The sequence below is a fragment of the [Borrelia] tanukii genome, assembly GCF_030439725.2.
Lineage (GTDB): Bacteria > Spirochaetota > Spirochaetia > Borreliales > Borreliaceae > Borreliella > Borreliella tanukii.
Genome location: NZ_CP124034.1, coordinates 194,418 through 220,912 on the forward strand (window position 1 = coordinate 194,418; position 26,495 = coordinate 220,912).

A 26,495-nucleotide genomic window follows, 5' to 3' on the forward strand; every position below is an offset into this window, starting at 1 on the left:
TAATGAATGTAAACGAAGCTATAAATTATGCTAAAAATAAAAATTTAGATACAATAGAAGCACTACTAATACTTGAATTAATTTTAAAAACCAAAAAAGAGTTAATATTTACAAATATAAAAAAAAGCTTAACAAAAAGGGAAAAAAAACTTTTTTTTGATCAAATAGATAAAATAGAAAAAGGAACCCCTATTCACTACATACTGCAAAAGAAAGAATTTATGGGCATTGAATTTTACCTAAACAAGCATGTCTTAATTCCAAGGTTTGATACAGAATGTTTGGCAGAAGAAGCCTTAATTCAAATTCAACAAAATGGCTTTAAAAAAATATTAGACTTATGCTGCGGCAGCGGATGCATAGGGCTTTCTATTGCCTATTACACTAAAAAAAAAGTAATGCTCTCAGACATTTCAATAAAAGCTTTGCAAATAGCCTCAAAAAATACAAAAAAGCTCAAACTTGAAAAATTTGTAGAAATAATTCACTCTAATTTGCTAAAATGTATAGGGATGGGGCTTGATATAATTATTACAAATCCTCCTTATTTAAACAAAGAAGAATTAGAGATAAAAAATAAAATAAACAAAGAACCCACAAAAGCTCTTTTGGGATTTGGAAAAGATGGACTTAATATTTCTAGAAAAATATTAAGCCAAGCAAAAGAAAAGCTTAACCCAAATGGACTTATAATAATAGAATCAGCTCCTTGGCAAATGAAAAGCTTGAAAGATTTTGCAATCAAAAAAGGATTTACACATTTAAAAACCATTTATGATCTTGAAAAAAGAGCAAGAGCGCTGGTATTAGGACAAAGAGCATGATACAAGCATATGAAATTGCACATTTAATAAAAATAAACGATCTTGAAAAAGCTAGAAATATTTTCAAAAAAACTGTTGAGAATACCTACAAGGATGAATTTGAACGAAAAAGCATATTTAAGGCTCTAGAAATAGCAGAACAGCTCCACTATGGCCAATACAGAGAAAGTGGGGAACCTTACATTATTCATCCAATAATGGTCTCATTATTTCTTGCTAAATTTCAACTGGATTTTAAAGCAACTATTGCTGGACTACTCCATGACGTACTTGAAGACACAAATATTGAAAAAGAAGAAATAGTAAAAGAATTTGACGAAGAAATTCTAAGCTTAATCGACGGTGTAACCAAAATTCATGATTTACACAATAAAACAAGAAGCATAAAAGAAGCTAATACTATTTCAAAAATGTTTTTTGCAATGACGCATGACATTAGAATAATAATAATAAAGCTGGCAGACAAACTTCATAACATGACTACTCTCTCTTATTTGCCTAAAAACAGACAAGATAGGATTGCAAAAGATTGCCTTTCAACTTATGTTCCAATAGCAGAACGCCTTGGAATCTCATCTCTTAAAACATATCTTGAAGATCTTTCATTTAAGCATCTTTATCCTAAAGACTATAAAGAGATAAAAAATTTTTTATCTGAAACAAAAATAGAAAGAGAAAAAAAATTATACAAAGGCAAATTATCAATAGAAAAAGAACTTCAAAAAAGCGGAATTGAAGCAGAAATTACAGTAAGATCAAAACACTTTTATTCAATATTTAGAAAAATGCAAGCAAGAACAAACAAGCTTACCCAAATTTTTGATACTCTAGGAATAAGAATAATTTGCAAAAAACAAAAAGAATGTTATGAGATATTAGAAATTGTTCACAGAGTTTGGAAACCAATCCCAGGAAGACTTAAAGACTATATTGCAAGTCCAAAAGAAAATAAATACCAATCACTACACACTACCGTAAGAATACCTGAGGACAATCAGCTTATTGAAATACAAATTCGAACAGAAGAAATGGACAGAATTGCTAATTATGGAGTTGCAGCCCACTGGATATACAAAGAACAAATTGAACTTAAAGCTGATGATCTTTCATTTATAAATCGAATAAAAAAATGGCAACAAGAATCGGCTAACAAAAGTCAATATTCGATGAACGATATACACAAAGAATTGTTAAATACATTCATATATGTTTATACTCCAGAAGGAGAAGTGGTAGAGCTTCCTTTTGGATCAAATTCAATTGATTTTGCATACATAATACACACAGATATTGGAGACCAAGCTCTTTATGCAAAAATAAATGGGAAAATAAGTTCAATCACAAAGCCGCTTAAAAACGAACAAATTGTTGAAATATTCACATCAAAAGATTCAAAACCAGACGTAATATGGCTAAACAGTGTAAGAACAAAAAAAGCCAGATCAAAAATCAGATCATGGCTTAACAAAAACGACAACACAATTCTTGTAGACAATAATATTATTGCGTACCTTGTTGGAGCAAACAAAGAACAAAGAAAGCTTTTTAGCTTATTTAAAGCTTATACTAAAAACAAAATAAAAAGAATTGCAATAGACTCTGAATGCAATCCCACAACAGGTGAAGATATTATTGGAATAATACATAAAGACGAGATAATAGTACATAATGAAAATTGTCAAAAGCTCAAATACTATAAAAAAAATCAATTGATTGAAGTTGAGTGGGAAGCAACACCAACTAGAAAAGTACATCACATTATTTTGCTTTTGAAAGAATTGAAAGGAATATTTAGTTATCTTGAAAACATTTTCACAATCAATGACGTAAGACTTATTAGCGAAAAAATAGAAGACTGTGGTAATGGTCATGGAATAACAAACATAATAGTCTCGTCAAATGCTAAAAGTATCGCAAAAATTATTTCCGCTTTAAAAGAAAACCCAAATATTTTACAAATAATGCAAGTAGAAGAAGACATTAAAAATTATGATAATTAAGATAATATTATCATTATTGTTAATCAACTTAACAAACACCCCCATTGCGCCAAATAAAATGAAAAAAAATGTATCCAATCCAAGCAATAAAATTGCAAACATAGAAACTGAAAATAATATAAAAGCTCATATTAGAAAAATTAATCAACTAAACAAAAAACAAGAAAATATAATAAACACTTTTAATTATATAAAAAAATATTTTAATATAAATGAAATTAAATATATGGAATATTCTTTACAAGAAATTGGATTTATTGGGTATTCGCAAAAAATAATACATTCCAGAATCAAAGGGAAAAGCACAGCTATTTATAATATAATCATTCCAATTAAAATACAAAATAATTTAAAAAATAATTTAGCAATTGGAATTGCTATTGAACTTTTAAACAAACTTAAAAATACTAACCCTGAAAACAACATAAATTTTTTTTTTGTTGAGGATGATTCTTTAGAAGAAAATACAATAATTAGCAGCAGAATTTTGCTTAGCAATAATTATTTAAGAAAAAATACAAACACAATATACTTAATGCTAAACGAAAATAGAATAAAAAATAAAATTAGCTTAAAAAATGAATCTTTCATAACAAATTCAAAAACAAATTTGGGATTTTTAAAAACTATTATAAGGACCTTTGAAAAAAATAAACTTGATTTTAATACAGCAAAAATAACTGAAAAAAAATTAAACAACTTATACAATCTATATTGGGATGAATCTATACCCTTTTTAATAATAAATAACAATTTGAATCCTATTTTAACTCAAAATAAAAACAATATTCTTAAAATTTACAAATCAATCGAAGAAGCGTTGACCAGTCAGTACAAAAGTAAAAATACTAATGAAATACACTATATTGTAATTGATACTCCTTTTAAAAAAATAATAATTAATGAAATTGCCTTAATATCATTAATTTACATTTGCTACAACTTAATTATAATTGTATTTATTAGAAAATTTAAAGAAGCTGGATTGGTCTTGAAGAAAATAAAAAATAATTACTACAAATTGGTAAGATTGTTTTTTACTTTATTTTTAAGCACGTATCTATCCTTATTAATTGCAAATAAAATATTTGTAAGCTATGAAAACACAGCGGTTTACAGTATAACAAATCCCAAATATCTAATAACCTTTTTTACAACTTTACTCATACATAACCTTTTTTCTCTTTTTACATATAATTTCACAATATATTTAAATTACAGACAACTTAAATACCTGGCAATATCAACCTCTATTATTGAACTAATAATATTAATGTTTATTAAAATAGAATTTATTTTAATAATTATAATAAAAAGCATACTGCTATTATTAAAACCAAATAAAAATACTATTATTCAAAAAATAATAGTATTAATTATTTGGATAATCAATTTTGTATTAATAACATTAATACAAAATACTACATCAATCACAAATACACTTACACTAAGCTATCTAATCTCAATTTGTCTTTTTTCTACAATATTTATTAATGCCTCAGAACATTTAAAATCTAAACTCTCAAAAATTAAACAAAATTTTAAAAAAGCTGAAAAACTTGGTTTTGTAACCTTTTTTTTAATAATCACAATCATAATATATAGCAATATCGATAAAGAAGGGCATGTAATACAAATAGAGCAAACGGTTAGCTTTCCAGAAAAAATAAATAAAATAAAAATTGAATACCTGAAAGACAATAAAAATCCTATCCAAATAATTTCAAATGATTTTAACCTAACTTTACAAGCAAACAAAAAAACATTAGAAACTAGTATTAAAGTCTATGATGAGCTAATGAGTATTGATTTTGAAAAAATAGATATAGCAGAAAGAGCTGTTTATAGCATCAATTTGGTTACTCAAAAAATTGCAAATCAAATCGACTTACATTTTAAAAACGCATCTAAGCTAATAATCTATCAAAGCAATACTCCTTACAAAATATTGGCTAATAAAATTATCTTTTCACTTAAAAACATTAACTCTAAAAAAACAACAATTGCATTTACTCTTAAATCTCAAGATGACATAGAATATGAAGCATTTGCAAATCTTCATATTAAAAAAAATCAAATTAAAATTTACAATAAAACCAATAATGCAGAAGAAAAAAATATAAAAATAAATTACTCTTACAAGATAAAATATTCAGGAATATTACCTAAAGCAGAAAAATACAAAAATCTTGAATACTTCAAGCTAAAAAATGATAAAGAGATTGAAAACCTAAAAACTTTAAAATTAAATTAATCTTCTAATCTTCAAAATTAATCCTTTTTTTCCTATTAATGAAACTCTGAAAAGCATAATCAATTAAATTATCCACCAGGTCTTTAAACTGAAGGCCATCATGACTACACATTTTTGCAAACATAGATATATCAGTAAATCCAGGAATAGTATTTATTTCATTAAGATAAATTGTTCCTGATTTTTTTTCAACAAAAAAATCAACTCTTGCCATACCTCTGAGTTCTAAATTCTTATAAACAAGAAAGGCATATTCCTTAATGCTTAATAACTGATTTGTCTCAAGATGTGCGGGGATATTAAAGATAATAGAATTTCCAGGAATAACAGAATATTTAGCATCATAATCATAAAATATAAAATCCTGAACAACAACTTCTCCAGGAGAAAATATTTTAATCTTTTCATTCCCAATAATAGAACACTCAATCTCTCTAGCCTCAATAAATTTCTCTATTACAATAGTAAGGTCATACTTTAAAGCTTCCTTAATAAAGGATTCAATCTGATTCTCACTGTAGGCTACATTTATTCCAATCGAAGACCCCAATACTGCGGGTTTAACAATAACAGGATAGCCCAAAGATTCCTTTACATTTCTTTTTATTTCCTCTTTATCTAAAAAATAATCATACTGTCTAAATCCAATAAAAGGCACTAAAGGGACATTAAAACTTTTAAGCAAAAGTTTGCAAAAATACTTATTACTAGAAATAGCACTCCCCATAATACCAGCACCAACACAAGGAATGTCCATAACTTTTAAAACTCCCTGAATAGCACCATCCTCACCGGTTCTTCCATGAACAACAGGAAAAACAACATCAATCTCAAGATTTTTGTTATTTGCAAAAATTCCAAGACCTGGCAATAGACTAACAATAGGCAAAACATCTACATCGATGGGCTTTGGAGGATCAGAAACAGAATCTAATAAATACCAAATACCTGTACACTTATCAATATAAACAGGATAAATATTATACTTATTTAAATCTAAAAGGGTTAAATAAATGCTATAAGCAGATTTACAAGAAATTTCATGTTCAAAAGAAACACCACCAAATATTAACATAAGATTTTTCTTCACATTACTTCTCCTTTTCTGATTTTTTTAAACTTAAAATAGCATTTTTAACTACCTCTTGTTCATTCCAAAAAATCTCTTTATTTTTATAAATCATTGAACTTTCATGGCCTTTACCCAAAGCTACAACCAAATCCCCCGCCTTTGCAAGACTTATTGCTTTTTCAATAGCCTGCTTTCTATCAGGAATAAAAAATAAATCCTTATTTACAACTTTATTAACAATTCCTTTTGCAATATCTTTAATTATACACATACTATTCTCACCTCTTGGATCTTCATCACAAAGCACTATTAAATCAGAATAAATATCTGAAATTTGACCTTGTAAAAATCTTTTTGCAATATCTCTTTCTCCTGCAGAGCCAAAAACAGAAATTAATCTATTTGTAACAAATTTTTTAAAAATAGGAAAAAGTTTAGAAAAAGCACCAGGAGTGTGGGCATAATCAATTATTACAGAAAAATTTTGTCCCAAATTAACACTATTCATACGCCCATCAAGACTTTTAATACAAATGAGACTGTCAACAATGTCTTGAATATCGCTATTTAAAATCTGAGAAACTAAAATAAGAGCAGCCATTATATTCTCAACATTAAAACTCCCCAACAGGTTAACATTAGCAAAATATTTAACCCCTTTGTGACAAAATTCAAACTCAGTAGAATCTGTTTTTTCATTAATAAAACTGACAAAAAAATCTGCTTGACTATTTTTTAAACTATAAGTAAAAGATTTTTTAATAGCATTCTTAAAGTCAGAAGAATAAAAGTCGTCAAGATTAATAACGCCAAAGCCAGCATCATCACTAACAGATCGAAAAAGACCTAATTTTACATTTAAATAATTTTGAATTGTACCATGAAATTCAAGATGCTCATGTCCAATATTAGTAAAAACAGCTGCAAAATAATTAACATCAATAAGCCTTGCTGTTTCAAGATCAAGTCCATGAGAAGTAGATTCAAGGATTGCATATTGAACCTTATTTTTAACCATATTGCTTAAAAATAAATGTATTTCTGTAGACTCAGGGGTTGATTGTCTGTAAGGATTTTTAATCAAACTCCCACTCCCATCATCAAAAAATACAGTTGATATAAAACCTACTTTAACACCTTTTTTTTTAAAAAGAAGGTATATATAATAACAAACAGAACTTTTACCATCAGTACCAGTGACTCCAATAACTTTTAATTTTTTTGAAGGCTCATCATAAAAAATATTTGAAAAATTAGACATAAATCTTCTTATGTTAAAGTCATCTATCTTAATATAAGTAACATTGGGACTATAAAAATCCATATCTCGTGAACACACAATAACATTGCTGCCCTTTTGAATTGCAATTTCAATAAAATCATGTCCATCAAAATGAATCCCTGGAAGAGCAAAAAACACAAACCCGGGTAAAACTAATTTAGAACTGTAAGTAATTCCTGATATTTCCAAATCAAGAGAACCTTTTACATATTTTATTAAATCTTGATCTAATTTAAATAAAACGTCATTAAGCTTTTTCTTCATACATTAAAAGTTTACATAAAACTAATAAAAATAGCTAAGAAATTCAAAATTATGCTTAAATAGAAAATATATTTACAATTTCCTATTTTTTTAATAAACTAAGCAATGTTACAAGGCGCTGTACCCAAGTGGCTAAGGGAGAAGTCTGCAAAACTTTGATTCGCCGGTTCGATTCCGGTCAGCGCCTTTAAAATCAAATTAAAAATATTTTTATTACTTAAGAGTATAATTTAAAGCATTTTTATTAAAGATAAATTAAAATAATACATATATGTTAGAATTAATCGTGATACTACTATTTATAATATTATCTGCTATTTTCTCAGCATCTGAGACAGCTTACACTTCCTTAAGCATAATTCAAATACAAGATATAAGAAAAAAAGGGAAATCAGGAATATCGGTGTACAACTTGGTTCAATCTCCTTCAAAATTAATCACTACTATTCTTATTGGTAACAATATATCAAATATTATAGCAAGCACACTTACAACAAAATTTGTACTTGAAAAATACGGAAATAGCGCACTTGCAGTATCAACAGGCCTAATAACAATAATCGTTCTAATTTTTGCAGAAATACTTCCAAAACAAATTGCAATTCTAAATAATGAAATCATTGCTCTATCTACTTCATTTTTTTTAAAACCATTAATTTTTATATTTACCCCACTAATATATATAATAAATAAAATAATAAAAAAAATATTAAATCTCTTTAAAATTAAGACAAACCATAAAATGACCAAAGAGAGCATTAAAAATATGCTCTCTTTAGCAGGAAATTTGGGAATTCTAAAAAACGACTCTAGAATATTTATGCAAAAAATGTTAGACATAGATCAGGTAAGGGCTTCTGAAATCATGACTCACAGAACAGAGGTTTTTTCACTCTCAAGCTCATCAAAGCTAAAAGCTGTAATTAAATTGATCAAAGAGGAAGGATACTCTAGAATTCCTATATACAAAGGGCAAAGCAGAGAGCAAATAATTGGAATTTTAATAGCCAAAGACCTCATAGAAGTCAATAAAAAAGATATGAATAAAAACGTTTCTCAATTTATTAAACCAGCTGTATTTGTACAGCAAAACAAAAGAATAAAAGATATATTAGACATTATGAGAAAAAAACAAAAAATAATGGCAATCGTAATTGATGAGTACGGTGGTTTTTCAGGAATACTTACAATAGAAGACATAGTAGAAAAAATTTTTGGAGCAATATCTGACGAATACGATATTAAAGAAGAAAAATCTCTGATTACGCAAATCAACGACAATACTTACTCAATACTTGGAGAAACCACTTTTGACGAGATTGAAGAGATAATTGGAATATCTATTAAACATAAAGAGTATACAAATACAATTGGGGGATACTTAATAGATTTACTTGACAAAATACCAACAAAAAACGAAACCGTAAAAACAATCGATGGAGAATATTTTATTAAGGAAATTCAGAATAATAAAATCGAAACAATAACTTTTATCAAATCTAAAAAGTAGCGATAAAATTCGCTTACAAAAAAATAATTAAAAACATTGGGAGAAACAAATGTTTGAAATAAAACAAATTTTTAATAAAACTTACGAATATTTAATAATTATTATTACTTTAATACTAATATCAATAATACTTATTGCAAACATATTCATAGTCGGGCCATCAGAAGAAGCAATTGTACTTCGTCTTGGCAAGCTCAATAGAACTCTTGATTCAGGAATACATGTAAAGATTCCATTAATCGAAGAAAAGTTTATCTTACCTGTAAAAATAGTCCAAGAAATTAAATTTGGATTTATAATATCTCCAAACGATATTAGAGAATATGACAATGCAAGCGATGAGGGCATGATTATCACTGGAGATTTAAATATCATAAATATTGAATGGCTAGTGCAATACAAAATAAGAGATCCTTACTCATTCAAATTTAAAGTAGAAGACCCTGAGACAACAATTAAAGATATTGCAAAGTCATCAATGAATAGATTAATTGGAGACAATACTATTTTTGAAATAATCAATGATAACAGAGTGGGAGTGACAGAAGGTGTGAAATCTTCTATGAATGAAATAATAGATAATTATAATTTAGGCATTGATGTAGTGCAAGTACAAATTAGAAATGCCCTACCCCCAAAAGGAAAAGTTTACGAAGCTTTTGAAGACGTAAACATTGCCATTCAAGATAAAAATAAATACATAAACGAGGGTAAAAAAGAATTTAATCAAATAGTTCCTAAAATTAAAGGTGAAGCATTAAAAGTTATTGAAGAAGCCAGAGGATACAAAGAAAGCAGAATAAACAATGCATTAGCGGACACAGAAATTTTCAATGGTATACTAGACGCTTACTTAAAAAATCCCGACATTACAAAAGAAAGGCTTTACAATGAAGCTATGAAAGAAATACTTGAAAACAAAGATAATATTGAATTAATTGACAAAAACTTAAAAAATTTTCTACCATTTAAAGAGGTAAAATAAATGAAATTTATAATAAATCTTTTATTATCTACTGTAAAAATTGTAACCTTTGCAATAATAATTTGCTTGACTATTTTATCTATTTTTCAACCAATTTATATTTTGAAAGAAAATGAAATTTCAATAACCACTCGACTTGGAAAAATTCAAAGAACTGATAGTTTAGCTGGGCTTAAATATAAAATCCCATTAATTGAAAATGTACAAATATTTCCCAAAATTATTCTTAGATGGGATGGGGAACCCCAAAGAATCCCAACAGGAGGAGAAGAAAAGCAATTAATATGGATTGATACAACAGCTAGATGGAAAATTGCAGACATAAATAAATTTTACACAACAATAAAAACAATGAGTAGAGCTTACATTAGAATTGATGCAGCAATTGAACCTGCTGTTAGAGGAGTCATAGCAAAATACCCTTTGCTTGAAATTATAAGAAGCTCAAACGATCCAATTCAACGTTTGTCTAACGGTGTACTAACTCCACAAGAAACAAAAATTAATGGTATTTATAAAATAACAAAAGGACGAAAGATAATCGAAAAAGAAATAATTCATATAGCAAACAACAATACCAAAGACATTGGGATTGAAATTGTAGATGTACTAATAAGAAAAGTTACTTACGACCCAAGCCTTATTGAATCTGTAAACAACAGAATGATTTCAGAAAGACAACAAATCGCAGAAGAACAAAGAAGCATAGGATTAGCTGAAAAAACAGAAATTCTTGGAAGCATAGAAAAAGAAAAGCTAAGGCTATTAAGCGAAGCAAAAGCCACTGCTGCAAAAATAAAAGCCGAAGGGGACCGGGAGGCCGCAAAAATTTATTCAAATACATATGGTAAAAATATTGAATTTTACAAATTTTGGCAGGCATTAGAAAGCTATAAAGCAGTACTAAAAGATAAAAGAAAAATTTTCTCAACAGATATGGATTTCTTTAAATATCTTCACAAAAGAAATTGAAAATTTATTGTATAAATTTTCTCTTTAAATACCTATAAAATAGAAATTCTAAAGTACTGTTTTACTATAACTAAGCATCAATGTAAACCTTTGTTTAAATTTAAAAAACACATAAAATCATTTAAAAAATCCCCAATAAAAAATAATCGCTTATTTTAAAGCCCAAAACTAACTATAAATCATTTTTTAGCACTACGTTCAAAAGCTACTCTTTAAAAAGAGTTGACAAACATATATACTTATGAAAAAATTAAGGTATTAGAATAAAAACGCTGCTGTAGCTCAGTTGGTAGAGCATAGGACTGAAAATCCTTGTGTCAGGAGTTCGATTCTCCTCGGCAGCATGTTAATTAGATTACAATTGTCGCTGTAGCTCAGTTGGTAGAGCATAGGACTGAAAATCCTTGTGTCAGGAGTTCGATTCTCCTCGGCGACATTTATTTAAAGATTAGAAGGATCTAAAAGTGATACTTAAAGAATTAAAGCAAATAAAAGATCTAAACGAACAAGACATAATTTTTGCAAGAATAGGAAATTTGTCAAAACTTGGCACAAGAGTAAATGAAAAAATTATTAAAATACTTGCTAAAGGCAATACACCGTACATTCCTGTACTAAAAAAAGAAGAAGATGTATCATATGAGGACCTGATAAAAAAAATAAATGAAGAAATTTTAAATGATGATCTTGGCTACTTAAGAGAAAAGCTAATAGATAATCTAAAAGACGTATACAAGCCCTTTAAGGAAGATGACCCAATATTTTCTGCCAAAGGGAAAAAGCCACTCATGAAAATAAATACATTGATGGAAGCTGAGCCAAATCAAATTTATTGGAAAGAAATATTGGAAGGAAGCTTTAAAATACTTCCAAGACATAAAATAGCATCATTGCAAAAAATTTTATTAGAAATATATCATTATTTTGATGTTCAAAAGCTTAGAACAAAAGAAAACCTTAAAGACAAAAAAACTTTAAAAAAATTATATTTATATTCGGCTAGAAGAGATTATGAATTTTTTAAAGGAAAAGTCAAAACAGAAGGCGATTCAATACTACTACATTCAGTCGACACAACAATTTATTTTCTAATTACAATTGCAAATTTAAACAAAATAAGATCTTTACAAAATGCACCTCGCTCAACTATCAAATTTTTTCTTGATAAAACTGAATATACCGAATTTACAGAATTTTTTTATGCAGAAGACATGATACTACAAGCCGCACTTGGATCATTGCTCCACTCAATAGGATTGATGCATATAACAATATTAGAAAACATAGGAAATAAAATAAGCCTTAAAGACAAAAATTTCAAAGAACAGCACAAATTAAAAATAGAACACTTGGAAAAAAATATTAACATTGCTAAGAATTTGTTTAGAATAAGAGATGATATTTCAGCTATTACAAAAATGATAATCAATGGACAAAAAGAATACCTTGATGCCACTGGATATCCACAACTAAAAATCAACAAATTTATTCATGAACTTGTTAGAATTTTCTGCATAATAGATACTTACGATGAATTGGTAAATCCAATAATAATAAAAGAAAGCGCTAACCCTTTAGAAGCTATTAAATTCCTAATAGAAAATAGCGAAAAATACTATTGGAGCAGAAAAGACCCAAACGAGCAAACAAAAAACAAAAAATTTGACATCAAAATGCTAGAAAATTTTTTAACAATACTTGCGCCCTTTGATTATGGGCAAATAGTAAGTGTAAACAAAAAAAATAATAATGAAAATCTTTTTCAAGCTGCTGTTATTGAGTACAAAATGAACATTATGCCAAATTTATCTATAATAAACAAAAAAAACCAGACTTACAAAATAGAAGAAATAATAATGGATCTTGAAAACAAAGAAATTTTAATAAAAGATGCAAATGGAAATTACAAAAAAAATCCATTAAAAAATGTGGATGATTTTGTAATAAAAAACAATATTCCAGAATTAAATAAAAATGAAATTCAACTAATTCTCTTTAGCTATGACAAAAAATCAAATCCTACAATATTCTCAAAAAAATAAGTTTTGATCCCCCATATCTTTTCAAATTATAAACTGAGAACTTTGATGTATCTATGTCTAAATCTTCGCTAAAAGGACAATGCATAATGATATTAACTTTATCATTTAAAATTTTACCTTTTAAAATAATCTCAAGCAGATTAACCTTATTTTTATAATTAAAAGGGGGATCAAGATAAATAAAATCGTAAAAAAGATCTTTTTTACTCAAAAAATCCTCTGCTTTTTGGAAAAAAAATTTATAAAATTCCTCAACAAAACTAAAATTTTTCACCAATGTAATTTTAGTTTTCTTATTACATTCAACAAGATGGGCAAGACTTGCTCCCCTGCTAAGAGCTTCAACAGACATTATGCCGGTCCCTGCAAAAACATCCAAAAATTTTGAATTAACAATATCCTTGAAAATAATAGAAAAAAAGGCTTCTCTGACAAGAGACATGACAGGACGAACAGCACAAGTCTTGGGAAACAAAATTTTTTTACCTTTATATTTACCCGAACTCACATACATAAATAAAGATTTTAAAACAATTTCAAAAAACATTGAATATACAAAATTAAATTTTTGCTATAATCTTATTTCAAGAGAGAAAAGTATGAAAGGCATTATTCTGGCAGCTGGATATGGGACAAGATTTTTACCAATAACAAAAACAATTCCAAAAGAAATGTTACCAATTTTAAACAAACCAGCCATAGATTATATTATCCAAGAATTTATCGATTCAGGAATAAAAGACATTTTATTAATAAGTTCAAGACGAAAAAAAGTTCTTGAAGATTATTTCGATAGAGAAATTGAACTTGAAAATATCTTTTTAAAAGAAAATAAAAAAAATGAATTAGAAAAGATTAAAAGCAAAAAAATTAACATAAGCTTCATAAGGCAAAAAGAAATGCAGGGCACAGGAAATGCACTACTTTATGCAAAACCTTGGATAAACAGAGAACCTGTAATTGTGGCTTACCCTGACGATCTTCACATCGGGAATCCACCACTAAGCTTACAATTGATCAAGCTTTATGAAAAAACTGGAAAAAACATAATATCTATCATTGAAAATCCAGAAAATATAAACAGATACGGGGTAATAGATCTTTACAAGGACAAAATCCATGTAAAAAACATTGTTGAAAAACCAAAAATTGGAAGTGAGCCTAGCAATAAAGCCTCTATTGGAAGATTTTTGTACAACTATGAATTTTTTGAACATTTAGAAGAAGGATTTAAACTGCATCAAAAAGGTGAATACTATCATATTTATGCTTTAAAAAAACTGATGGATCAAAAAAAAGTATTATATAAAAATATTAAGGGGAAAAGAATTGACATAGGAACTCTTGAAGGTTATCTGGAGGCAATAATAAATTTTGCAAAAAAAGATAAAAATTTAATGGAAATTATAAAAAAAGGAATAAATGAAAACACTTAAAAAGGATCCAGAATTTTATGATTCCCTTGCTACATTAAAAAAGTACATAATAAAATATATAGAAGAAAAAGTTTTAAAATACAGTATTTTTTCCCAACTTTACAAATTAGAAAAACCTGAAATAATTGAACTTATAAAAATTAGCAATGATTATGAAAAGGAAAAAAATGTATTAAATAATTCACTCGAGGAATACTACTACAAAAAAACTCAAAATGAAATAATTAAAAAATGGATACTAGAAATAGTAAGAAGTAAAAACTTCGCTCAAATAAGCAAAGAAGCCAGCTTCAACACCAAAAAACTAGGAATAACATATAAACTAAAATCTAACAACTTTTTAAAACTAATTGAAATACAAAATAACCCTTATTATTCTCAAGAAAAAAAAGATATTTACAAACAAATTATATTAAATTTTTCTAGCAACATTAACATTGACAACTTAGAGCAAACAATAGATATTCTAGTAGCTGTAAGAAACAAAAATAAATCTAAAATATTAAATATTTTAAATAAAAATTCAAAAAATCAATCAGAAAATCAAAAAGTTTTTAAATCAAGCTTAATTAATAAAGAAAGCAGACTAATAAAACTAACAAGAATACTAATACTTACATATTGGCCGGTTGGATGTTTAAGTAAAAACATTTTTATCAAAATTTTAATAAAACATTACAAATACTTAGAAGAAGAAATTCTAGCACTAAAATACAATGAAATTTTAAACTACTTACGCGCAATAAAAGCTTTAAGTCTTAATGAAATTTTTTATAAAGGTTCGAGCAAAAATATTAATTTTAATTATTTTTTCAGTGATTTTACACAATACACTCCAAAGGATTTTCAAGGCACATTAAAGTGTTATTTATATGTAGTCGAAAAAACAATAACAAAAAAATATTTAACTTGGTTTTTCAAGGATAAAATATCGAATAATTGGGAATCTTTCATATATGCACTTGAATACATTGAAAAACACAAATTAATCAACATAAAAGAAAAAATCAAAGAAATTATAAGTGCAAAATTTCAAACAGAAGACTTTTTTATTTCTTTTGACAAAACAAATTTCAACCCTTACGAAAGCTCAATCATATTTAAAGAAGAATACATTAAAAATGCATTCTTAGAAAGCATCATAAACCATGTTGAAAAAAATTCTCAAAATATCGAAACTTATGGATGGATTGCATTCTATATTTATGCTGATAATAGGGATAAAAAAAATTTTTGTCAACACATAAAAGAATTTTTCAAAACTAAAACCTTTGAAATACAAAATCAAATATTTGTATATTTTTTATCTTTTTATCCCAATATTGAAAATAAACATTTCAAATTTATATCAGATATACTGCTTTACCTTGACGAAAATAAAATTACAATACCTAAAAAAATAATAAAAATACAAAAAATAAATCCCAATCAGCTAGATTACCAAAGATCATACCTTTTAATAAAATCACTAAAAACAAGATCAAGAATTTTAAAAATTATTCTCAAAAATATAAGATTTAATCTTATTGAAAAGCTGGAAGATGAAAATGAGAAAAAATTATTACCTGCAATATGCTATTTAATATATTGTGAGAATCTGGTAGAATTAAGAAACAATGTAAAGATAAAATCTAATGAAAAAAATAGTTTATTAGAATTTATTTCTTTTTTCAAAACAAAATTGAAGCAAAAAATAAATTTTAAAAAAGAGCTTATGAAATCTAAAGGCATTTAGTCTAAATTAAGTATAATGGAAAAAAAATGAAAGTTTATTTATTATTAAATAAAAATTGTAAAATTTTTATTTTATTTTTACTTTTAATATTTAATTCAAAATTGGCATATTCTCAAAGACTAATTAGAATCGGCAAAGAAGAAATGAAAAACAAAAATTATATTCAAGCAATCGAAACACTAAGCGACGCTATTAAAAAATATCCAAAAGTACAACTCGGCTATTACTTTTTATCAATAGCATACAGAGAAAATAACCAACTAACAGAAGCAGAAGGAGCCTTGCTTGATGGAATTGCAGTAGGAGGTGAAATCGATTACATACTATATTATGAATTAGGTAACATAATGTTTAACAGAGGAGAAGGTTACTATCCTCTAGCAATAAAATATTATTCTAATTCTATTAAAAGTAAACCCAATTATGACAGCGCACTGCTAAACAGAGCTAATGCCTACGTTCAACAGGGCAAAATAACATCTAAAGAAAAAGAATACCAAAAGGCTTGGGACTCATATACTATGGCTATCCATGACTATTCACAATTTATTACCCTTAGATCAAAAACAGAAAAAAAAGACAGCATTTTGCTTATAATAAGCTACTTAAGAAATGAAAAAATTAATCTTGAAAAACTTGACAAAAGTTTAAAGGGACGAACCGATCATATTGTATACGCAAAAGAAGATAAAAATCAAATACTTAAAGATAGTTTTAAAGACAACCTGGAAACAAATTCTTTAATTGAGCTAGAAAAACTTAATTGGCAAGAGGAGTTATACATAGATGAATAAAAAACGTACAAATTTTTCGGTATTATTGCTTTTAATTTTCTTACTTATCTTATCATTTGGTGGCTTTGGTTACTATATATATCAAAGTAAATTAAATGACAAAAATCGAGAAATAATGCTAAACGAAGTTAAAAATAGTGTAATAGATCGAAACTATAAAAAAGCATATTCTGTTGCAAAACTTCTGCAAGACAAATACCCAAAAAATGAGGATATTGCGATGCTTACAAATACACTAGCAGAAATTGCCAACAGTAGCCCTTTTGAATCAAACGACTTGCAAAAAGATTCTGCAAATCAAATACTAGATAAGATCAAAGGTAAAGACAATGCAAAAACAAATGTAAACGAAAATTTTGATATCGCATTTAATAATAGATACATTAAAGACAGCGCAATAACAGAAAACTACTCTGACAGAAACGATGACGTTGGCATTGAAGATGAAGACATATCTGAATTTAAAAAAAGCAAAATCCCAGAAAAAATAAACCTAAATACAAAACCAAAAGAAGAAGATCAAACAATACAATCCCCAAATTCCAAATTAAACGCCAATGATCAAAAAAATTTTTTTAATTTGGAAAAACTAAAAAAAAATTTAAGTGAAAAATCAAATAATGAAAATATTTTAAACAATCCTCAAAAAATAGAAAATAATAAGCAAAACACAAATTCTTCCAAAGAAAAAAATTTAGAACATATTTTAAAAACTCCAGACAACAGTAAATATTTAAACAATGATAATGCTACATCTTTAAAAAAGATTTCTTCAAATTCTAAAAAAGAAAGTGATCTTTCTCCATCTAGTCAAACAATAATAGGAAAAATTCATAGACCATATAGTTACTTAATAAAAAAAGAGCTCTATGAAATATTAGACGATATTAATACTGGTAGAGTCACACTTGGAAAAAACAGATTAAAAGAATTAATTAAAAAAGGTTTAAGCGACAAATTTCAAAAAGTAAATGAGTTGATTGAAAGCTTAAAGCATAAAGAAGCCTCTAATTTACTATTAACCTTAATAAAAAAAGATATTGAACCAAATTTAATTAATGTACCAAAAGATACTTACAAAAAAGACATTCTTCAATTAAATAAAGAAGACAAGAAAACTCAATATTTGGAAGACCTTAAATCTAAGGTTTATTCAATAAAACCTGTTGATCTTGAAAACCCAAACACCCGTCAACAGGCCATTAAAGATCTAAACGAATTCTTAACAATCAATCCCAATGACATCCATGCTTCTAAAACTTTAGCTCAAGCCAATAAAATACAACACTTAGAAGACCTTAAATCTAAGGTTTATTCAATAAAACCTATTGATCTTGAAAACCCAAACACCCGTCAACAGGCCATTAAAGATCTAAACGAATTCTTAACAATCAATCCCAATGACATCCATGCTTCTAAAACTTTAGCTCAAGCCAATAAAATACAACACTTAGAAGACCTTAAATCTAAGGTTTATTCAATAAAACCTATTGATCTTGAAAACCCAAACACCCGTCAACAGGCCATTAAAGATCTAAACGAATTCTTGACAATCAATCCCAATGACATCCATGCCTCTAAAACTTTAGCTCAAGCCAATAAAATACAACACTTGGAAGACCTTAAATCTAGGGTTTATTCAATAAAACCTGTTGATCTTGAAAACCCAAACACCCGTCAACAGGCAATCAAAGATCTAAACGAATTCTTGACAATCAATCCCAATGACATCCATGCCTCTAAAACTTTAGCTCAAGCCAATAAAATACAACACTTAGAAGACCTTAAATCTAGGGTTTATTCAATAAAGCCTGTTGATCTTGAAAACCCAAACACCCGTCAACAGGCCATTAAAGATCTAAACGAATTCTTGACAATCAATCCCAATGACATCCATACCTCTAAAACTTTAGCTCAAGCTCATGAAAACAATGGAGATTTACTAAAAGCAGAAAATATATATGAAAAAATTACTAAGCTCAAAAATACCAAAGAAGATTACTATAAACTTGGAATCATTAGATTCAAGCTTAAAAAATATGAACATTCAATAGAATCATTTGATCAAGCAATAAGGCTCGACCCAAAACATAAAAAAGCACATAATAACAAAGGAATAGCTTTAATGATGCTAAATCAAAACAAAAAAGCAATAGAATCTTTTGAAAAAGCAATACAAATTGATAAAAATTATGACACTGCCTACTACCAAAAAGGAATAGCAGAAGAAAAAAATGGAGATATGCAACAAGCATTTGAAAGCTTTAAAAACGCCTATAATATCGACAAAAAGCTTAATTACGCTTTAAAAGCTGGAATAGTATCAAACAACTTAGGCAATTTCAAAAAAAGTGAAGAGTATTTAAGTTTTTTTAATGACAATACAAAAAACCCTAACGAAATTGCTATTTATAACCTATCAATAGCAAAATTTGAGAACAATAAACTTGAAGAATCTCTTGAAGCAATAAACAAGGCCATCAATTTAAATCCAGAAAAAAATGAATATTTATATTTAAAAGCATCTATAAATCTTAAAAACAAAAATTACCAAAATGCTATATTACTTTACAACTTAGTAATTGAAAAAAACCCTGAAAATACTTCAGCCTATATAAACCTAGCAAAAGCATACGAAAAATTAGGAAATAAGACTCAAGCGATCTCAACTCTTGAAAAGATAATAAACAAAAACAATAAATTAGCCTTAAACAATCTTGGAATACTTTATAAAAAAGAAAAAAATTATCAAAAAGCAATTGAAATTTTTGAAAAAGCAATAATCAATTCAGATATTGAAGCAAAATATAATCTTGCAACCACTCTAATTGAAATTAATGATAACGCAAGAGCTAAAGACCTTCTAAAGGAATACACAAAATTAAAACCAAACAATCCAGAAGCCTTACATGCACTCGGAATAATAGAATATAATGAGAATAACAATGATCAAACATTAAGAGAACTTGTTAAAAAATTTCCAAATTACAAAAAAAATGAAAATATTAAAAAAATCATAGGAATATAAATTTTAATGAACAAAATAAGATTCTTAGATAAATACTTGGTTCAAAAAATAGCAGCGGGAGAATCAATAGACAGACCATGTTCAATATTAAGGGAATTGCTAGACAATTCAATAGATTCTGGAGCTACTAAAATTGAGGTCTTTCTTGAAGAGGGGGGAATTCACAAAATCTTAATAATAGACAATGGAAGCGGAATAAGTCAAGAAGATTTAAAAATCTGCTACCTACCACACACTACTTCAAAAATATCATCAGAAGAAGATTTAAGAAAAATAGAAACTCTGGGATTTAGAGGAGAAGCCCTCTCCAGTATTGCAATTTGCTCTAATATTTCAATAACAAGCTCAACAACTAACAACGAAAGCTATCAAATAGAAGTAGAAAATGGAATTGAAAAATGCTTTAAAAAACAACCAGCCATAAACGGAACAATAGTAGACGTTACAAAAATATTTCACAACTTTCCAGCAAGAAAAAGATTTCTAAAACAAGAACCCATTGAAACAAAAATGTGTTTAAAAGTTTTAGAAGAAAAAATAATAACTCACCCCGAAATCAATTTCGAAATCAATTTAAATCAAAAATTAAGAAAAATTTACTTTAAAGAATCGTTAATTGATAGGGTGCAAAACGTATATGGGAATGTAATAGACAATAATAAATTTAAGGTCTTAAAAAAAGAGCATGAAAATATAAAATTAGAAATATTTTTAGCACCAGCTAATTTTTCTAAAAAAAGTAAAAGACATATTAAAACGTTTGTCAACAGAAGACCCATCGATCAAAAAGATCTCTTAGAAGCAATAACTAATGGTCACAGTAGAATACTTTCCCCTGGAAACTTCCCAATATGTTATTTATTCTTAGAAATAAACCCCGAATATATTGACTTTAATGTTCATCCTCAAAAAAAAGAAGTAAGATTTTTCAATCTTCCGTTTTTATTTAAACTAATCTCTGACAATATAAATAATTTTTTCAATAAAGACATAAATAACTACAACGACATAATAATAAAAAGACAATTAACAGAAGATCACCATTTAATAGAAATGATAAATCAATCAGAAAACTTTAATAAACTTGACACATATGATGTATCACAAAACAAAAATTTAGAAACAGAAGATAATGTAAACGAATTAAACAAAAACACAATACAAAACGATATTAACCTTGTAAAATATAATTCAATCATACAAAATAGACCATCGCTTAAGGAAAGCATTACAAACATTTTCTCTGACAACTTTTTAGAATTTGAAGAGTCAACAAGCAAACCTGAAAAAGAAGAAATAAAATTTAACTATATTGGACAAATATTCTCTGAATTTTTGATCGTTGAAAGGGTAAATGAAATTTACTTCATAGACCAACATGCAGTTCACGAAAAAATAATATATGAAAAACTTAGAAATTCAAAAAAAACTGTTCAAAAGCTTCTAATACCAATTGAATTCACAATAGCTGATAAGAACATAGAAGAAATTGTAGATAGTGAAATCGAAGAATACAAAAAAATGGACATTATAATCTCTAAAATAGGCCCTAAAAAATATCAACTTGAATCTATTCCTAACATTTGCAATCAATATGAAAATACTCTTATTAACTTTTTTCAATCAAGAAGAAGTAGAACAATAAATTCTCTTGAATCTGATTTATATGCAACTATTGCCTGCAGAAAGGCTGTTAAAACAAATGACATATTAAGCATTGAATTTAGCAAATTTTTAATAACTGAATTTTTTAAACTAGAAATCAAACATTGTCCTCATGGACGAAAAATTTATTATAAAATATCTAAATTTGAGCTTGAAAAAAAAGTTGACAGAGCATAAAATAAAACCAGAGTTCCCATGATGAAAAAAATCAAATCTGAAATCAGCTCGTTAAAACTAGAAAAAGAAAAAAGTTTAATTGAACTTGGAAAAATATTAAAAAGTAGCAATATAGTAGAATTAAAAAATTTAAACCACTATCCTAATCTAAAATCAGTAGAAAAAGAATTGTACCAAATGAAAAGCAATTTAAGCAAATCAGAAGAAAATGAAAACACATTAAAAAATTTAAACAAACAGATTTATATTCTTAAAACAGAATACAAATCCGTCAGCAAATCATATAAAATAAAACTTAAAGAAATTGCTAAAACAATAATCAAAACCTATCCTCAAAATCTAGAATTAATATCAAAATACAACATGAATTTTTCTAAATTGAAACTTGAAAAATATCAAAAAATAGAATTAGCAAGTGATTTAAAAACAAAAAATTCTTTACAAAGAATAATACTTAAAGTCGCCTCAGCAATAAAAAATATTATAAATATGATAAATGTATACAAAATATCAAAAGAATTCGAAAAACAAGTATTCACAAAATATTACCTTTCTGAAAACTTTGAAAGCATAATTAATGAATTTTCATTAAATCAAAAATTAAGCAATGCAATTATTAAAGAATTCAAAATAATAAATGAAATCAAAACAAATATAAAAAACACAAAAGAAGAAATAAAACAATTAATATATACAAGTAAAAAAGAAAAAACATACAAAAAGAATCAAATAAAAAACGAAATCAATGTTATTATAAAAAACAAAGAAAATATTTTAAAAAAAATTGCTGAAGAATTTATTGAAACCACAAAAAAAGATAAAATTACAGCTAAAACCAATGCAATCAACTCAGTAATCCAAAAAATAGAAAAAATAAACCAAAAAATATTAAACTTAGGTAACGATTTAATAAAAATAACAAAACAGGAAGAAATAAAAAACATTCAACAAAAAATGCAAGCTCTAACAAAAGAAAAAGATAAAATTAATAACAAATTAGATGCATTAACTTCCAAAATAGAAGTTATTCAAAATGAACTTGACAATGAATAAAAAATAAATATAATAAATTAAAGCTAAGGGCCCATAGCTCAGTTGGTTAGAGCACCCGACTCATAATCGGTAGGTCCCAGGTTCAAGTCCTGGTGGGCCCAACTTGATCTTTTTAATTGACCTTAAAAAAAAGATTTGAATTTTTTTCGACATAATAAAAACTTATATAATTATCTAATGTTTTATCAATCTCTAAAGTATCTATTGAATCAATTTTAGCAACTGAAGAGGCAGGATATAGCTTATCTTTAAAAGTTTTAATAAAAAATACTTGAGAATTGCTTAACTTATTTAACATTGCCATATCTTTAGACTTATATACATAATTATGAATATCATCTAAATCATATTTTGACATACCTAAAGAAACAACAAGCTCTTTACTGTATACCCTCATACCCTTATCAAAAAGACGAACACACGAAGTAAAGTCTTCAAAAGTTTCATCAAAAAAATTAAACCTCAAATCCCTACAATATAGAATATCCTTGCCAAGACTAGAATCAATAAAAAAAGAGCTATAATTATTATTAATCACTTGAATAAACTCATTAGTATTTTTATTCTCTATTGATAATTTAAAAACATCTTTTGGATTGAAAACTTTAATTGCAAAATCAAAACTCATAAAATAATCTAAGCGATTCTCAGTAAAATAATAATTTATCTTATAATCAAGCTCTTTTATCTCCGGGTAATCTATTTCACAAGAACAAACAACACAACAAAAAAACAATATTAATTTAGCTTTTAATCCGCTCTGCATACTCTTTGGTTTCAGAATTAACTAAAACTTTATCTCCAACGTTAATAAAAAGCGGAGCTTTTACTACAAGCCCTGTATTAAGAGTAATATTTTTCATTGCATTTGTTACAGTGTCGCCTTTAACAGCTGCTTCAACCTCTACAACTTCAAAAGCAATCTTTGGAGCCAACTTAATATCAATAACCACATTGTCAAACGTTATAAGAGAATAGATTTCCGATTCCTGCAAAAAAGGCACCTTATCTTGGAAACTAGCAATTTCCTTTAAGTCCAAACTAACTTGATCATAAGTTTCCAAATCCATGAAAACCAAAACGTCTTTATCTTTGTATAAATACTGAGCACTGACCTCATAAATTTCAATCGCTTCTGCAGTATCTGCACCTTTTAAAGTTTCTCTAATGACAAATTTGTTTTTTAAGTTCTTAAGCTTTAACCTTACTATTGCCCCTCCCCTACCTGTTTTTGAAAATTCTCTTTCAAGAACAATGTGGGGAGCCCCTTTGATAAGCAAAAAAGAACCTTTTTCAATCTCACTAGATTTCACTACCGCCATTTAAATACCTCGCAAAACTTAACATACAAATCTAGTAGTAATTTATACCAAAAAATTAAAATATTTGCTATTATTCCCCAATTATAACTCAGTCAATAAAGTATAATTGACTTATTTTAAATTAATGCTATTATATACTTAAACAAAGGAGTTTACTTGATGAAAAAATTTATTATCTTAATTTTTATGCTATCAACAAGTTTATTATACAACTGTAAAAATCAAGACAATGAAAAAATTGTACCAATTGGGGGATCTACAACTGTAAGCCCAATACTAGACGAAATGATTTTAAGATACAATAAAATAAAAAATAATACCAAAGTAACATACGATGCACAAGGAAGTAGTGTTGGCATAAACGGACTATTTAACAAAATATATAAAATAGCTATATCATCAAGAGATTTGACACAAGAGGAAATTGAACAAGGAGCAAAAGAAACTGTATTCGCTTATGACGCTTTAATTTTCATCACAAGCCCTGAAATAAAAATTACAAATATTACAGAAGAAAATTTAGCTAAAATATTAAATGGAAAAATTCAAAATTGGAAACAAGTGGGGGGCCCTGATGCTAAAATCAACTTTATTAATCGAGACTCCTCTTCTGGCTCTTATTCGTCTATAAAAGATCTACTTCTTAATAAAATATTTAAAACTCATGAAGAATCTCAATTTAGACAAGACGGAATAGTAGTAAAATCTAATGGAGAAGTAATTGAAAAAACAAGTCTTACTCCATACTCAATAGGATATATAGGTCTTGGATACGCAAAAAATTCAATAGAAAAGGGTTTAAATATACTTTCTATCAACAGCACATACCCTACAAAAGAAACAATAAATAGCAATAAATATACTATTAAAAGAAATTTAATAGTAGTTACAAATAATAAATATGAGGATAAAAGCGTAACTCAATTTATTGATTTTATGACAAGCTCAACCGGACAAGATATCGTTGAAGAACAAGGTTTTTTAGGGGTAAAAACATAATTAAATTAAAGAAAAGATTACTTGACTTGCTATTAAGTCAAGTAATACAATATATCACTGAGATGAGCTTTAAGGGATTCTTTTAAAAAATGCATCTAAGCTTAAAGACAAAAAGAAAGATAATTGGAATTATTTTCAAGTCTTTTATTCTTATATCTGCAATAATCAGCTCCTTATCAATAATGTTTTTAGGTGCGTTTATATTAAAAACCGGAATAACACCATTTATTAATAACAAAATTAAAATTTTCAACTTTTTATTTAGTACAAATTGGGATCCTACTAATAATCTACAAAAATCTTATGGCATCTTATCGTTCATTATTAATTCCTTTTTAACTACACTTTTTTCTATTTTAATTGCTTTGCCAATTGGATTGGGATTTGCAATATATTTACTTGAAAAAGCAAAAGGATTTTATCGAAAATTTTTGCAAACAGTAATAGAGCTTTTGGCAGGAATTCCTAGTGTGGTTTATGGATTTTTTGGAAGCACATTTATTGCCGCTTTAGTAAAAAACATTTTTCAAAGGGAAGACAATTTGGGATACAATTTAATAAGCTCATCACTCATATTAAGCATAATGATAGTTCCTACAATAATTAGCGTTTGTTATTCATCGCTTAAAGCCGTTCCCAAATCATATAAATTTGCATCTCTTGCATTAGCAGCAACAGACTGGCAAACAATATATAAAATAACAATACCATCAGCTAGTCGCGGCATTTTAGCAGGAACAATATTAGCAATAGGAAGAGCTATTGGAGAAACAGTGGCAGTATTAATGGTCGGGGGGGGATCTCCTCTTTTTATAAAAAATGTATTTTCTCCCATTAGAACACTAACTGTAAATATTGCTATGGACATGGGATATGCCTCAGGCACACACAGAGAAGCGCTCTTCTCTACAGCTCTAGTATTATTATTATTTTCAATAATTACAAATTTACTCAAAAATTTCATACTATCTTCAAATAAAAGGCTAAAGAAAAAGTGACCAAAACTCAAATAAACAAATTGATTAACAAGTTCTATTTCTTTATAATCAATTTTATTGCTTATTTTTTAACAGCGCTATTA

19 protein-coding genes, 4 tRNA genes and 1 pseudogene are annotated in these 26,495 nt (G+C 27.1%); 19 read left to right on the top strand and 5 right to left on the bottom strand.

Annotated features, from left to right (window positions below):
• Positions 1-2: 2 nt before the first annotated feature.
• The 3 genes and pseudogenes from prmC to QIA27_RS01480 all read left to right on the top strand — a co-directional run bounded on the left by prmC (position 3) and on the right by QIA27_RS01480 (position 5,078).
• Positions 3-837 (top strand): annotated as a pseudogene (gene prmC / locus QIA27_RS01470) (peptide chain release factor N(5)-glutamine methyltransferase).
• The gene (spoT, locus tag QIA27_RS01475; RefSeq protein WP_301353490.1) at positions 821-2,824 is read left to right on the top strand and encodes a guanosine-3',5'-bis(diphosphate) 3'-pyrophosphohydrolase; all 2,004 of its coding nucleotides are present in this window, start codon (positions 821-823) and stop codon (positions 2,822-2,824) included. Before prmC ends, spoT begins: the two are co-directional and overlap by 17 nt.
• A complete protein-coding gene (locus tag QIA27_RS01480) occupies positions 2,814-5,078 on the top strand; it encodes a hypothetical protein (protein ID WP_301403493.1) in 2,265 nt (754 codons plus the stop codon). Before spoT ends, QIA27_RS01480 begins: the two co-directional genes overlap by 11 nt.
• Positions 5,079-5,082: 4 nt before the next feature.
• Here QIA27_RS01480 and QIA27_RS01485 read toward each other — a convergent pair whose 3' ends face one another.
• On the bottom strand, positions 5,083-6,168 hold the full coding sequence (locus QIA27_RS01485) for a D-alanine--D-alanine ligase (protein ID WP_301386269.1): 1,086 nt from the start codon (positions 6,166-6,168) through the stop codon (positions 5,083-5,085).
• 1 nt (position 6,169) lies between these two features.
• A complete protein-coding gene (locus tag QIA27_RS01490) occupies positions 6,170-7,696 on the bottom strand; it encodes a UDP-N-acetylmuramoyl-L-alanyl-D-glutamate--2,6-diaminopimelate ligase (protein ID WP_301386270.1) in 1,527 nt (508 codons plus the stop codon).
• A gap of 114 nt (positions 7,697-7,810) precedes the next feature.
• Between QIA27_RS01490 and QIA27_RS01495 the strand changes: the two genes are divergently transcribed.
• From QIA27_RS01495 to QIA27_RS01525, 7 genes are all read left to right on the top strand, one after another.
• Positions 7,811-7,883, top strand: a tRNA-Cys gene (locus QIA27_RS01495).
• An 84-nt stretch (positions 7,884-7,967) separates the two neighbouring features.
• Complete coding sequence (locus QIA27_RS01500) at positions 7,968-9,206, top strand: hemolysin family protein (protein WP_301353494.1); 1,239 nt, start codon at positions 7,968-7,970, stop codon at positions 9,204-9,206.
• A 49-nt stretch (positions 9,207-9,255) separates the two neighbouring features.
• Positions 9,256-10,191: an FtsH protease activity modulator HflK gene (hflK, locus tag QIA27_RS01505; protein ID WP_301353495.1), complete on the top strand. Its 936-nt coding sequence runs from the start codon at positions 9,256-9,258 to the stop codon at positions 10,189-10,191.
• Positions 10,192-11,163, top strand: a complete 972-nt coding sequence (gene hflC, locus QIA27_RS01510; protein ID WP_301386271.1) for a protease modulator HflC — start codon at positions 10,192-10,194, stop codon at positions 11,161-11,163.
• Positions 11,164-11,434: 271 nt separating this feature from the next.
• Positions 11,435-11,507, top strand: a tRNA-Phe gene (locus QIA27_RS01515).
• A gap of 19 nt (positions 11,508-11,526) precedes the next feature.
• A tRNA-Phe gene (locus tag QIA27_RS01520) sits at positions 11,527-11,599 on the top strand.
• Between the two features lie 28 nt (positions 11,600-11,627).
• Positions 11,628-13,205: an HD domain-containing phosphohydrolase gene (locus QIA27_RS01525; RefSeq protein ID WP_301386272.1), complete on the top strand. Its 1,578-nt coding sequence runs from the start codon at positions 11,628-11,630 to the stop codon at positions 13,203-13,205.
• Here QIA27_RS01525 and rsmD read toward each other — a convergent pair.
• On the bottom strand, positions 13,183-13,752 hold the full coding sequence (gene rsmD / locus QIA27_RS01530; protein WP_301386273.1) for a 16S rRNA (guanine(966)-N(2))-methyltransferase RsmD: 570 nt from the start codon (positions 13,750-13,752) through the stop codon (positions 13,183-13,185). The two genes, QIA27_RS01525 and rsmD, sit on opposite strands and share 23 nt — an antisense overlap.
• A gap of 52 nt (positions 13,753-13,804) precedes the next feature.
• Between rsmD and QIA27_RS01535 the strand changes: the two genes are divergently transcribed.
• From QIA27_RS01535 to QIA27_RS01565, 7 genes are all read left to right on the top strand, one after another.
• Positions 13,805-14,641, top strand: coding sequence for a UTP--glucose-1-phosphate uridylyltransferase (locus QIA27_RS01535; protein ID WP_301353499.1), 837 nt, complete (start codon positions 13,805-13,807; stop codon positions 14,639-14,641).
• Positions 14,628-16,376 (top strand): BB_0208 family protein, encoded by a 1,749-nt coding sequence (locus QIA27_RS01540; protein ID WP_301403494.1) that lies wholly within the window; start codon positions 14,628-14,630, stop codon positions 16,374-16,376. Before QIA27_RS01535 ends, QIA27_RS01540 begins: the two co-directional genes overlap by 14 nt.
• Before the next feature lie 26 nt (positions 16,377-16,402).
• Positions 16,403-17,170, top strand: coding sequence for a tetratricopeptide repeat protein (locus QIA27_RS01545; RefSeq protein ID WP_301353502.1), 768 nt, complete (start codon positions 16,403-16,405; stop codon positions 17,168-17,170).
• On the top strand, positions 17,163-20,198 hold the full coding sequence (locus tag QIA27_RS01550) for a tetratricopeptide repeat protein (protein ID WP_301403495.1): 3,036 nt from the start codon (positions 17,163-17,165) through the stop codon (positions 20,196-20,198). The genes QIA27_RS01545 and QIA27_RS01550 overlap by 8 nt, the downstream gene beginning before the upstream one ends.
• A 6-nt stretch (positions 20,199-20,204) precedes the next feature.
• Entirely contained in the window at positions 20,205-22,040 is a 1,836-nt protein-coding gene (gene mutL, locus QIA27_RS01555) for a DNA mismatch repair endonuclease MutL (protein ID WP_301353503.1), read from the top strand.
• Positions 22,041-22,058: 18 nt separating this feature from the next.
• The gene (locus QIA27_RS01560) at positions 22,059-23,093 is read left to right on the top strand and encodes a hypothetical protein (RefSeq protein WP_301386278.1); all 1,035 of its coding nucleotides are present in this window, start codon (positions 22,059-22,061) and stop codon (positions 23,091-23,093) included.
• Positions 23,094-23,120: 27 nt separating this feature from the next.
• Positions 23,121-23,194, top strand: a tRNA-Ile gene (locus QIA27_RS01565).
• 11 nt (positions 23,195-23,205) lie between these two features.
• On the opposite strand, the gene QIA27_RS01570 is transcribed toward QIA27_RS01565, so the two are convergent.
• Together QIA27_RS01570 and efp are read right to left on the bottom strand one after the other, a co-directional pair.
• Positions 23,206-23,859, bottom strand: coding sequence for a hypothetical protein (locus QIA27_RS01570; RefSeq protein WP_301353505.1), 654 nt, complete (start codon positions 23,857-23,859; stop codon positions 23,206-23,208).
• Positions 23,837-24,415, bottom strand: coding sequence for an elongation factor P (gene efp, locus QIA27_RS01575; RefSeq protein WP_301353506.1), 579 nt, complete (start codon positions 24,413-24,415; stop codon positions 23,837-23,839). Before efp ends, QIA27_RS01570 begins: the two co-directional genes overlap by 23 nt.
• A gap of 159 nt (positions 24,416-24,574) precedes the next feature.
• Between efp and QIA27_RS01580 the strand changes: the two genes are divergently transcribed.
• Both QIA27_RS01580 and pstC read left to right on the top strand, forming a co-directional pair.
• Positions 24,575-25,414, top strand: a complete 840-nt coding sequence (locus tag QIA27_RS01580; RefSeq protein WP_301353507.1) for an extracellular solute-binding protein — start codon at positions 24,575-24,577, stop codon at positions 25,412-25,414.
• Positions 25,415-25,503: 89 nt separating this feature from the next.
• Complete coding sequence (pstC, locus tag QIA27_RS01585) at positions 25,504-26,412, top strand: phosphate ABC transporter permease subunit PstC (RefSeq protein ID WP_301353508.1); 909 nt, start codon at positions 25,504-25,506, stop codon at positions 26,410-26,412.
• Positions 26,413-26,495: the final 83 nt, after the last annotated feature.